We start from the raw sequence: 10,854 nt of genomic DNA, 5'->3' as shown, positions 1-10,854 counted from the left end.
TCAGCTACTTTTGAGCGTAGGCGCTCTCATCGAATTTTATTTTAAGTTAATTATTTGCATAACAATTCCCGAAGAGCCCTAATTTCCTACGGTACTTCGATTATTGATTTGAATCAGTATCCCCCACCAGATTTAGTCATTGAAATCTCAAAATCTACCCTTAATGATGACTTAGGTAATAAACGCTTACTCTATGAAGAATTAGGAGTTAGTGAATACTGGAGTGTTAACGTCGATTATCCCCAAATATTCGCTTTTGAAATAATCGATCGAGGGAGCAAAAGAATTGATATATCAAAGGTTTTACCTAATTTAAGACTTGCGGTTTTAGAGTCAGCTTTACAACAGGCACGCAGCAAGGATCAAAGTCAGGTGGGACGTTGGTTAATCAGTCAATTTCAAGGTTAAATCTTACTGTTTTTTGGCAGCCGCTTTCTCCAATAAAGACTCGGCAAAAGCGATGGCATCTGCTGCCGAATTTCCTCCCGTTAATTGTGCCAATTCTTCCCTTCTCGTCTGACGATTATCGAGAGAAGTAACCCGGACAACCGTGCGAATTTCCGAGAGATTAGTAGGATTATCTTCGGCAATCATTTGTTTATAAACTCGAAAATGGTGATCAGCTAAAGCAGCCACTAAAGGTTGATGGGTAACGCACAAAACTTGATATTTTTGACCTAATTGATCTAATTTATCGGCAATTGCTTGGGCAACTTTTCCCGATACTCCCGCATCAATTTCATCAAAAATTAGGGTTGCTGCTGCCGATTGGGATTGGGAAAAACAGGACTTTAACGCTAGGAGAAAACGACTCATTTCTCCTCCGGAAGCGGTACTGGATAAAGGTTGGATTTTTTCCCCCGGATTGGGACTAAAATAAAATACCACTTGATCGACTCCCAGACTGCTAGGATTACCCGGGTTAATCCGACAGACAAAAATCACCTTTTCCATGGCTAAAGGTTTTAATTCCTGTACCAATTGTTTTTCTAGTTGACTAGCGGTTTGTTGTCGCAAAAAGGTCAACTGGGTGCTAGTTTCTCGATAGATGTTTTCCTGTTGCTGACAAATTTTTTCTAATTCTTCAATGGATTGTCCTTCTCCCGTCAACTCCGCTAATTCCTGCTGTAATTTCTGATAATAATCGAGCGCTTCGGCTAAACTTGGGCCATATTTGCGACAAATGCGCTTAAGTTGGACAATTCTCTCTTCTATCTCGTTCAATCTCTCCGGATCTGCCTCTAGACTATCCCCATAAACGTTGATTTCCTGTCCCGCTTCCACCACCTGATTTAATGCCGATCGCACCATCTCTAAAATTGGCTCTAAACTCCTATCATAAACCATCATATTTGTCAAGATATTTTCAGCTTTTCCTAACAAATCAGCGACGGCCGGTTGATCGCGATCATTTTGGTAGAGTAGTTGATAGACTTGATAGCTGGAATTTTGCAAATCGACACCGTGGGAGAGTCGGTTTCTTTCCTGTTCCAACTGTTCCAACTCGTCAGCGTCAGTTAAATTAGCTGATTCTAGTTCTTTTAGTTGATATTCTAGTAAATCTAATCTTTGTAGGCGATTTTGTTCCGATTGCAACCTATTATTTAAACTATTCTTGCTTTCTTGCCAGTTAACGTAGGCTGTGGCTACTTTTTCCCGCTGCTGCAGCAGCGATTCACCCCCGTAGAGATCTAATAATTCCCTCTGTCGATTAGCGTCCATTAACTGAACTGTTTGACCTTGAGCGGTGATTTCTACCAAAAAATCTCTTATTTGCGCCATTTGTTGGCGATTAGCGACGACTCCGTTAATCCGAGAACGAGAACGCAAGGAATTATTAGTAATCACTAATTCCCGGCTGATGGTCAGACTATTATCCTCTAATGGGTCAATTTCCTGACTTTCTAGCCAAGCAATTAATTCTGGAGTCAGAGAAAAAGTCGCTTCTAGGGTTGATTGTTGGCTTCCCTGACGGATGACGCGATGATTGACTTTACCACCGAGAACAATATCGATCGCATCTAATATAATCGATTTTCCTGCCCCCGTCTCACCGGTCAGTACATTTAATCCGTTCCCGAAAGTTAATTCTAAGCGATCGATGAGGGTAAAATTTTCAATTTGTAGGCAGGATAACATATATCGGTAATCAGTAATCGGTAATCAGTTGGTATTCTCATTATCCTTCAGCATTCCCTAATTTTCCCCGAAACGGTAGCCCTTCCCATAGACAGTATTAATTAGAGGTGTTTCTCCGGTCGCTTCGATTTTACGACGCAGCAAGCGCATCAGGGCAGGAACCACATTACTATTAGGTTGCTCCCCTTCTGACCAGAGATGCTGATAAATCTGTTCATGGGTGAGAAGTTGACCCGGATGGGTCATAAATAAAGTCAACAATTGTACTTCTTTTGCTGATAAGCTAATCGTGCGACCGTGACGATAGGCCACTTGATTTTCGCTATCGAGTTCTAAATCAGCAGATTTTAGTTTACTGCTATTACTAGCTTCAAAATTGGGAGAACGACGCAATAAAGCGCGGACTCTCGCTAATAATTCTCGCAGTTGAAAGGGTTTGACTAAATAATCATCAGCACCGGCATCTAATCCCGCCACTCGATCGTCTATGGTATCCTTAGCGGTTAGAAATAAAACGGGAGTGGTGTCCCCTTGATTGCGTAAATATTGACAGATTTGTAATCCGGATTGCTGGGGTAACATCCAATCGAGAATTAAGAGGTCATAATTATTCTCTCGTGCCAATTCTAACCCCGTCCGACCATTATCAGCAATATCAACGTCATAGCCTTCTTGAGCAAGAATTTGTTCTAAGGGTTCGGTTAATTCTTTTTCATCGTCAACGATAAGTATTTTCATAAAAGTAAAAAAGATGGTGTCGGGTGTTGGGGTGTTGGGGTTTTTTAGTTGAATCTCCCCATTTCCCCATATCCCCATTTCTCCTAATTATCGATCTTTGGGTAATAAATTGCGCCATTCGAGAGGGATATAACTTTCAATAAATCTAGCCAGGGTTGGGTAATGACGCTGATACAAAACTCCCATATAGATAATACCAAGTCCTAGGGCGGTTAGGGCAAAGGGAAAGAAAATTGAATCGGCAAAGAGACGATAGGAGAGATAGGAAAGATAAGCAAATACTCCGACACCTCCAAAAACCACAAATAATCTTCTTTTTAGCAGGACGGATAATAACATCAATCCCAAGTTAATTAGACAGTACAAAAATCGTTGCGCTTCATTATCATCGATGAGGAGAGATAGACTAAACCAAAACATAATTAATCCGAATAGGTATAGCCAAAAAGCAAAATCTCCCCGACTGCGACGCTGACGTACATCAATTAAATAGGCAGTTATTAAACAGGCAATTCCAAACCAAAAGGATACCCACAGTCGCAGTCTCCATGTATATTCGTTCTCTCCAAATAGCAAAGGGGTTAAGTCCATTGACATATACCACAGACTCAAGGCGATCGGTGCAGTTAAGAAAGGAAATTTAACAAATCGCAAAGTTATTAATCCTGCGATAATCGTGCCTAATTCCATTAAAAACCAACTGCCTTTAGTCCAGGTATAGAAATCTGGATAAATGGCCATATTTCCTGCTTGCCAGTATCCTGTCCAGCGTTGTAAACCGTAGATTGCTAAGGGAGTCATTGCCACTGCCATGGTAAATAAAAGGCCGCCTGGTATTTTGAGATTTTGCTGAAAATAGAGATTTTTCCCCGCAAAAATAAAACAAACTGCATAAAATAGGGCGATAAAAAATAGGCCTGCACCGCCGAAACTCTCCCAAGCTTTGTTCATCAACCACCCCAGGGCGGAGATAACAATTAATGCCCCAAAATAATAGGCCACATTAGCAAAATTAAAGCGAGGGCGATTAACTTCATCTTCTTGGGGATAACGGGATAAAAAAGCCGTCCATAAATTTTCAGCTTGGCTGGCAGTAATTAGGTTTTGTTGTACCGCCCAATCAAAATCTTCTCTTTCTAGTCTCATAATATTCTCTAGTCCTTAAGCTAAGATGTATTTTAACCGCCTATCCTAAGGATAAGGGAATAGGGCATAGGCGCAGATGTTAAATCCTGTAGTAAAACTTAATATTTACCGCTAGAAACATCCGAAATCCGCAAAATAGAGTATAATTCAGTCTAGATTAACTATTATCGAAGCAATTATGATAACTAAATCAGAACTCTATGAACAAGATTTTCAATTATGGCTGATAACAACAATAGGTCAGTTAGAACAAGGAGATTTTCAGGCATTAGATGTATCTCATTTGGTTGAGGAGTTAAAAGAATTGGGTAAATCAGATAAAAATGTCTTGGAAGGAAATTTAATGATTTTGCTGGCTCATTTACTGAAATTAAAAGTACAATCCTCCGCCACTGAAAGCATGAAATCTAGCTGGTATAGCTCCATTGTCGAACAGAGGGAACGAGTTATCGCCTTACTAGAAAACACCCCTTCTTTGAAATCTCATCTAGCAATCGCCATCGATAAAACCTATCCTAAAGGTCGCAAAATTGCCATCAAGGAAAGTAAATTGGCTGACTTTGGAATTGCGATTCCTCCAGAGGAAGCCTATCCCCTAGACTGCCCTTTTTCCTTAGAACAGATTCTTGACGAAGATTTCTATGGCTGATAATTCATATTTAATCCATCGGCTAAGACGCTTTCAAAATGCTTCTAAAAAGTCTTCAAATCTCAAAAACTGGGAAGCTATACAAGTCACATCTGTCTCCCGATACTAAGCGATTCGACTGACTTTAAATAGAGCTTACAAGCTTTTTTGCCCAACCCTAGTTAGGGTTTGCTGAATAAATCTAAAAACCTTGTTGGATAAGGTTTTTAGACTTTTTCCCCCCAAAAAGTGCCGACCATTGGAGTGATCGGGGAAAAATTCAGTTACTTTTTCTCTGAAAATTAGGTAATTGACCATCTGAAAATGGGTAAAACCCCACACCCCACACCCTACCCCCACGAAAAACTTTTTCAGCAAACCCTAGTTAATCAGCTTTCAAGAATAAGTAAAAATTATAAATTTAAGGTAAATAATTAAAATATTTAAATATTTGGGGCGATTAGTTAAATGTAACAAGTAAGTTACAACATTTTGATTTTCCCAGAATTTGCCAAAATTTGGCTGTAAATCGGGGTTGCCTACATTTAATAATATGGTATGATCGTGGTATGCTGTGGGCTTAGTTTAACCTTTAAGCTTTAAATCAACGGAAAACCAAGGCAATCAGGGGACTGTGTTGATACTCTTGCCCAAAAAAAGCCGCCAGTGATGAAATTTTTTTATGTTGCAATTTTTGAAGTTTTGTAAAGGCTATTGACTTAAAGCCAGAATTGTGTAGGTTAAGAAGTTTAGTACAAATGGTCAGAGTCCTTCTTCCTGCTCCGGCGCTCATAGACAGTCTTAACGAGTAATTTAGATAGTCAACAGCTTAACTTACCCACTGATAACTGGTAACTGATAACTGGTAACTGATAACTGATAACTGTCTCCTGTCTCCCCAAAACGATAAAAACTGGCGCAATGTGGACATCGATCGAAAGACTAAGCTAAACTGGTAATGACTATGTATTAGGGCGGAGGTCAACGGATACAACTATGGACAATTTGGAGGTAAAACAAAAACCGATCCGGTGTTTAGAAGATGCGATCGAAAGGTGTCAAACTTTAGGAATGCGGGTTAGTCGTCAGCGTCGCTATATTTTAGAATTGCTGTGGCAAGCGCAGGAACACCTATCAGCGAGAGAAATTTATGATCGCCTCAATCTGCAAGGAAAAAACATCGGTCATACCTCAGTGTACCAAAACCTAGAAGCCCTATCGGGTCAAGGCATTATCGAATCTGTGGAACGCTGGGACGGCAGACTCTACGGTAACATCAGCGATTCTCACAGTCACGTCAATTGTCTGGACAGTCAACAAATTATCGATGTGCATATCCAACTTCCCCCGGAATTAATTAAACAGGTCGAGGCATCGACGGGGGTAAAAATTACCGATTATCGCATCGATTTCTATGGCTATAAACAAAACCAATGAGCCAGATAACTGTATAATTGCCTCTGTGAATAGTATCCGTTGACAGGCTGCAACTCTTGTGATTGATCGCCCTCTCACCTTAATTATCATCGATAATGACCCGATTTTCCGCTTGGGTCTGGTGCAGGCCTTGTCGCAGATAGAAAATATTAGTATCGTCACCGAAGGGGATTTAGAAACAATTTTCGCTTTGACTCTTAATCCGGCCCCCGAAATTATCCTTATCGATCCTCTCTTTGATTGGTCTTACTGTGAAATTCTCCACTCTCGCTATCCCGAAAGTAAAATTGTTCTATTAACCTTTCCTCTCGATTCCCGACAGCAACTAATCGCCAGAGAATTAGGTATCGCCGGTTATATTCCCAAAGGCACAAACCTAGAGCAATTTATCACTATTTTGGGACAAATTTCCCGGGATGAAACCCACGATGTTGCCCCTTCTGCTCTCACCATTGCTACCCGTCCAAGTTTAGCTCCTAGCCATTGGTTAATCACTGCCGGAAAAACGGGATTAAATCGCATCGAAAGTGAATTACATTTAATTGATCTCCACCTCAATCAACAGTCTTTATCCGGCTTTGATCGCTTTTATTGGCAGGGGAGAAAACGAGAACTTTTAGCAGCCCTATGGCTAGTGAGAAAACTAATTCCCCTCGAAGGGAGCTATTACAATTCAGCTTCAGTCACACCCTCGGTAATAATTAACAATATCGATCGGGAATTACCAATTTTAAGCCGCGAGCGTCCCCTGTGTGTTTCGGCGGTTTTTGAGTCCACTTTAGCGGTCATTCGCTCCCCTTTAATTAATAGAACAAAGATTAGTTTTGAAATTGATGTTTTACAGGATAATCGGCAACGGGAATTATTGTATTTAGTTCTCGATGAAATTCGTAAAAATGTCGATGAGATGAGATATTTACAGATTAGCAGCGGGGAATTAACCAGTCGCTTAAATCTGATTATTTACGATATATGGGAGAAAGTTACGCGTAAATTTTTAGAAATTAATGCCTCGGTTTCTGACGAAATTAGTAAAGGCAGACTTAACGAAATTATTCTGGAAGAAAGAGAGACAATTCAAACAGAAATCCTCAATAAAATTCCTTTTACTCTTGACTTATTTTCCTATTTATTGTACGAAAATAGTCTAACTATTGACGGAGTAGGATACCGAGCTAATGCTCCTGAAACCATCGCCAGAGCCGAAATTCTCCTGCAAAATCTCATTCATAATATTGCCAATGCAGTGACGGTAATTATTCTCAATAACTTCTCGGAATCCGAAAGAGTCAAACAAAAACTTTACCGTTCAGAATTTCTCATCGCCAGAAAATTAGCTAAAATCCGCAATGAATTATCTTGGAAATACCGACGGCAAAAATATTGGCAAGACCCCAAAGATATATTTGAAAGTCAATATCAATTATTTCACTATAGCGAGGGAGAAATCCAATCTCTAGCCATTTATTCCCCCCGACAGGAAGAATTAAATAGTTTAACAGGCATACCCTGGTTAGTTTCGATCGCCTTAGAATTAAGAGACTCTTTATCTCCTCGTTTACGCGCTTTTTTTCGGGTGGTGGGTAAGGGAGTAGTCTATATTCTTATCCAAGTTATCGGTCGCGGTATTGGTTTAGTAGTTCGCGGGGTTTTACAGGGAGTCGGTAACACTTGGCAGGAAGTAAAAGGTAAAAAGGGATCATGAATTATAACTGATAACTGATAAGTAAGTAGTTATAATTAAATTGAAGATGGATTTTGCCTCTGATCCCCACTGCCCCTAGGGTTGATTCATAGTAGGGTTGATTCATGAATCAACCCTACCCTGCCCCTTGATAAGGGGGGTGTCTGACAACTTTTAACACCTATCTACTTAACTGAAGTGACCCTAACTTTTACAATTCCTTGTCAAAACTGTATTTATCGCGAATTTGTCCGACAAAAAACTGTCCTTTCGATGGTGCGGACTGAAAATCTTTATATACTGCCAAAGGTAGATCATGATAAAGATAGATACCACCGTGATTAAATTCCACTTTCAGAATTTTTTTTTCCTGATCGTAGTCAAAAGATTTAATCGCTGTACTTTGACTTTTTAATAAGGGGAAAGCAATCACATCGCGAATACTGGCAGAATCGGTTAATAACATGATCAGGCGATCGATGCCAATTCCTAAGCCTCCCGTGGGGGGCATTCCGTATTCTAAAGCGGTTAAAAAGTCCTCATCAACTCCCTGCGCTTCCAAATCGCCAGCCGCTTTTTTGAGTGCCTGTGCTTCTAATCTTTGCCGTTGATCGATGGGATCGGTTAACTCAGAAAAACTATTAGCTAATTCCCGTCCAACCACATATAATTCAAATCTTTCCACGAGGTCAGTTTTTGAGCGATGGGGTTTAGCTAAAGGCGAAATTTCCACGGGAAAATCTAGCACAAAAGTGGGCTGTATTAGGGTTTCTTCGACTTTTTGTTCAAAAGCTTCATTTAGGAGCTTACCGATGGTTTTACAGTCCTCTGGAACGCCAATGCCGGCATTTTCTGCGGCAATACGAGCCGACTCGAAATCCTCAAAACTATTCAAGTCAACCCCAGTTATTTCTTGGACTAATTCGTGCATGGTCACTCGTCGCCAAGGAGGAGTTAGGTCAATTTCCCTGTCTTGATAGGTGATTTTCAGCGTACCTAAAACATCTTGTGCGGCATTAACAATAATGTTTTCGGTTAACTCCATCATGTCATAATAATCGGCGTAGGCCTGATAGATTTCGATGGAAGTAAACTCGGGGTTATGTTTAGTAGAAACCCCTTCATTGCGAAAAATTCTGCCTAACTCGAAGACTTTTTCAAAACCACCCACTATTAATCTTTTTAGATGTAACTCGGTGGCAATGCGGAGATATAACTCCATCTCCAGCGTATTATGATAGGTGATAAACGGTCTAGCATCGGCTCCTCCCGCTTCACTTTGTAGCACGGGAGTTTCAATTTCAATAAAACCTTCTTGGTCTAAATATCTGCGAATGGCAGCGGTAATTTGGGCGCGACGGCGAAAAGTTTGTCGCACTTCCGGATTAACAATTAAATCCACATATCTTTGTCGATAACGTTTTTCTACATCGGTTAAACCGTGCCATTTATCTGGGAGAGGTAAGAGGGATTTGGTGAGAATTTCGTACTCGTTTACATAGATAGATAATTCCCCGCGTTCTGTGCGTTTAATTGTGCCTTTTGCTCCTAAAATATCCCCCGTATCGGTCAGTTTAATCACCGTGTTAAAGGCATTCGGCACGGCGGCCATGGTTTCACTAATGCGTTTTTTATCGAGGTATAATTGAATCGTTCCCGTTTCATCTTGCAGGTTAAAAAAGGCTAGTTTACCCATAATTCTTCGGGCAATAATCCGACCAGCAATTGCTACTTCTGTGCTAATTTCTTCCCCCGGTGCTAAGTCAGCGTACTGCTCTTGTAATTGTTGAGCGTGAGCGGTGGATTTCCACTGGTAAGCGTAGGGATTTAAGCCAGCTTTTTGCAATCCTGCCACTTTTTCTAAACGAGCAGCCCGGATTTCTTCGAGGGTAGAGGAGGGTTGATTTTCAGGATTTTGTGCTTGAGATGCCATCGTTTTCTAAGAGGAACAATTCTGGGGAATTTTTAGGTGTTGGGTTTTGGGGTTTTAGGGTGTTGGGGTGTTGGGGTGTTGGGGTGTTGGGGTTTTAGGGTTTTAGGGTTTTAGTTGAAATTCCCCCACTTCCCCACTTCCCCACTTCCCCAGTTCCCCAGTTCCCCAGTTCCCCTAATAACAGTAATTATCGTCCCATTTCTCGCTTTAATTTTTTCAATTCTTCTTCCATTTCCCATTCTTTAAATTTTAGATCGAGATTATCGTAGTTCGAGCGCTGATAGTCCGATTCTTGGGGTTGATCCCAAAAAGTGGTTTCCCAGTCACGGGACTGATTTTTAGGGGCTTTTTCGGATTTAATTTGCACTTCTTGACGACGTTGTTGGACCTGTTGCAGTAACTCTTGGGATTGACTCAGACGTTTTTTCACCCCTTCCATCCGTCCCCAAAGTTGATTACCCTGACGAAATAGGGCCGCCTCGCGTTCACTAGCAGCCTTCAGCAAGTCCTGCCGTCCAGCGGCCTTAGCCTTATCAATTCTAGCGTGCCAAGTTTGGATATCTTGGGCAGTGGCCAAAATTTGCTGTTCGAGACGTTGACGCTCATTTTCTAGGGCGCTAATCAGTTTAGCAGTATCGCGCTCCTGTTCGCGCAGTTGTTCCACCAGCGCCTGTAATTCTAATTGGGGATGACTTCTGAGAAATTCTTCCAGTTGGGTTTCAAGAAAGCGACTGACATCATCAAATAGATTGCCCATCTGTGCAATATCCTAAATTTTCAATTAAAGTCTAGGAGCGATCGATTTTAATCCCCCTCTTTTTAGCATAGGCTAGATCAACCCTAGATTTAAATATATGTGGTAAAAGTAGTACAAAGATGTTATTCGGCTGCCGGTTAGGGACGGGGAAACCAGTTTGACATCCTCGCCGCCGTAAAACGGACGGCGATTCCTCACCACGCCACTTTTTAAGGGTGGTCGCTGAACGGGGTTGACGCTTCACCGAAAAACGCTTAATTGCTTAAGTCTGACACTTTCTCCGCGTCCGTTTTGAGTGTCCGAATGCCCTCCGGCCACTTTGAACAAGTCGAAAAAATCTCATGTTCAACCTTATTTCCTAGAAAGTTTTACTCGTTCAAGGCCGAATTTGA

At 41.1% G+C, this 10,854-nt stretch carries 8 protein-coding genes and 1 pseudogene; 4 read left to right on the top strand and 5 right to left on the bottom strand.

What is annotated here, in order from left to right:
- Positions 1-78: 78 nt before the first annotated feature.
- A pseudogene (locus tag IM500_RS06585) lies at positions 79-408 on the top strand (Uma2 family endonuclease); the annotation flags it as partial.
- Positions 409-411: 3 nt separating this feature from the next.
- On the opposite strand, the gene recN reads toward IM500_RS06585, so the two are convergent.
- From recN to IM500_RS06570, 3 genes are all read right to left on the bottom strand, one after another.
- Positions 412-2,139 carry a DNA repair protein RecN gene (recN, locus tag IM500_RS06580; protein WP_190723586.1) on the bottom strand — a complete coding sequence of 576 codons (1,728 nt, stop codon included), beginning with the start codon at positions 2,137-2,139 and terminating at the stop codon, positions 412-414.
- A 57-nt stretch (positions 2,140-2,196) separates the two neighbouring features.
- On the bottom strand, positions 2,197-2,877 hold the full coding sequence (gene rppA / locus IM500_RS06575; protein WP_190723584.1) for a two-component system response regulator RppA: 681 nt from the start codon (positions 2,875-2,877) through the stop codon (positions 2,197-2,199).
- A gap of 87 nt (positions 2,878-2,964) precedes the next feature.
- Entirely contained in the window at positions 2,965-4,023 is a 1,059-nt protein-coding gene (locus IM500_RS06570; RefSeq protein ID WP_287737998.1) for a DUF2157 domain-containing protein, read from the bottom strand.
- Between the two features lie 178 nt (positions 4,024-4,201).
- Here IM500_RS06570 and IM500_RS06565 point away from each other — a divergent pair, with 178 nt between their 5' ends.
- From IM500_RS06565 to IM500_RS06555, 3 genes are all read left to right on the top strand, one after another.
- Positions 4,202-4,672 carry a DUF29 domain-containing protein gene (locus IM500_RS06565; protein WP_190723580.1) on the top strand — a complete coding sequence of 157 codons (471 nt, stop codon included), beginning with the start codon at positions 4,202-4,204 and terminating at the stop codon, positions 4,670-4,672.
- 975 nt (positions 4,673-5,647) lie between these two features.
- The gene (locus tag IM500_RS06560) at positions 5,648-6,088 is read left to right on the top strand and encodes a Fur family transcriptional regulator (protein ID WP_190723578.1); all 441 of its coding nucleotides are present in this window, start codon (positions 5,648-5,650) and stop codon (positions 6,086-6,088) included.
- 58 nt (positions 6,089-6,146) lie between these two features.
- Positions 6,147-7,793 carry a DUF3685 domain-containing protein gene (locus IM500_RS06555; RefSeq protein ID WP_190723576.1) on the top strand — a complete coding sequence of 549 codons (1,647 nt, stop codon included), beginning with the start codon at positions 6,147-6,149 and terminating at the stop codon, positions 7,791-7,793.
- A 190-nt stretch (positions 7,794-7,983) separates the two neighbouring features.
- Here IM500_RS06555 and lysS read toward each other — a convergent pair whose 3' ends face one another.
- Together lysS and IM500_RS06545 are read right to left on the bottom strand one after the other, a co-directional pair.
- On the bottom strand, positions 7,984-9,705 hold the full coding sequence (gene lysS / locus IM500_RS06550) for a lysine--tRNA ligase (RefSeq protein ID WP_147069106.1): 1,722 nt from the start codon (positions 9,703-9,705) through the stop codon (positions 7,984-7,986).
- Between the two features lie 187 nt (positions 9,706-9,892).
- Complete coding sequence (locus IM500_RS06545; RefSeq protein ID WP_190723573.1) at positions 9,893-10,462, bottom strand: TIGR04376 family protein; 570 nt, start codon at positions 10,460-10,462, stop codon at positions 9,893-9,895.
- Positions 10,463-10,854: the final 392 nt, after the last annotated feature.

The sequence above is a fragment of the Microcystis sp. M179S2 genome, assembly GCF_020245805.1.
Lineage (GTDB): Bacteria > Cyanobacteriota > Cyanobacteriia > Cyanobacteriales > Microcystaceae > Microcystis > Microcystis aeruginosa.
This window is presented reverse-complemented; position numbering and strand designations above follow the sequence as displayed.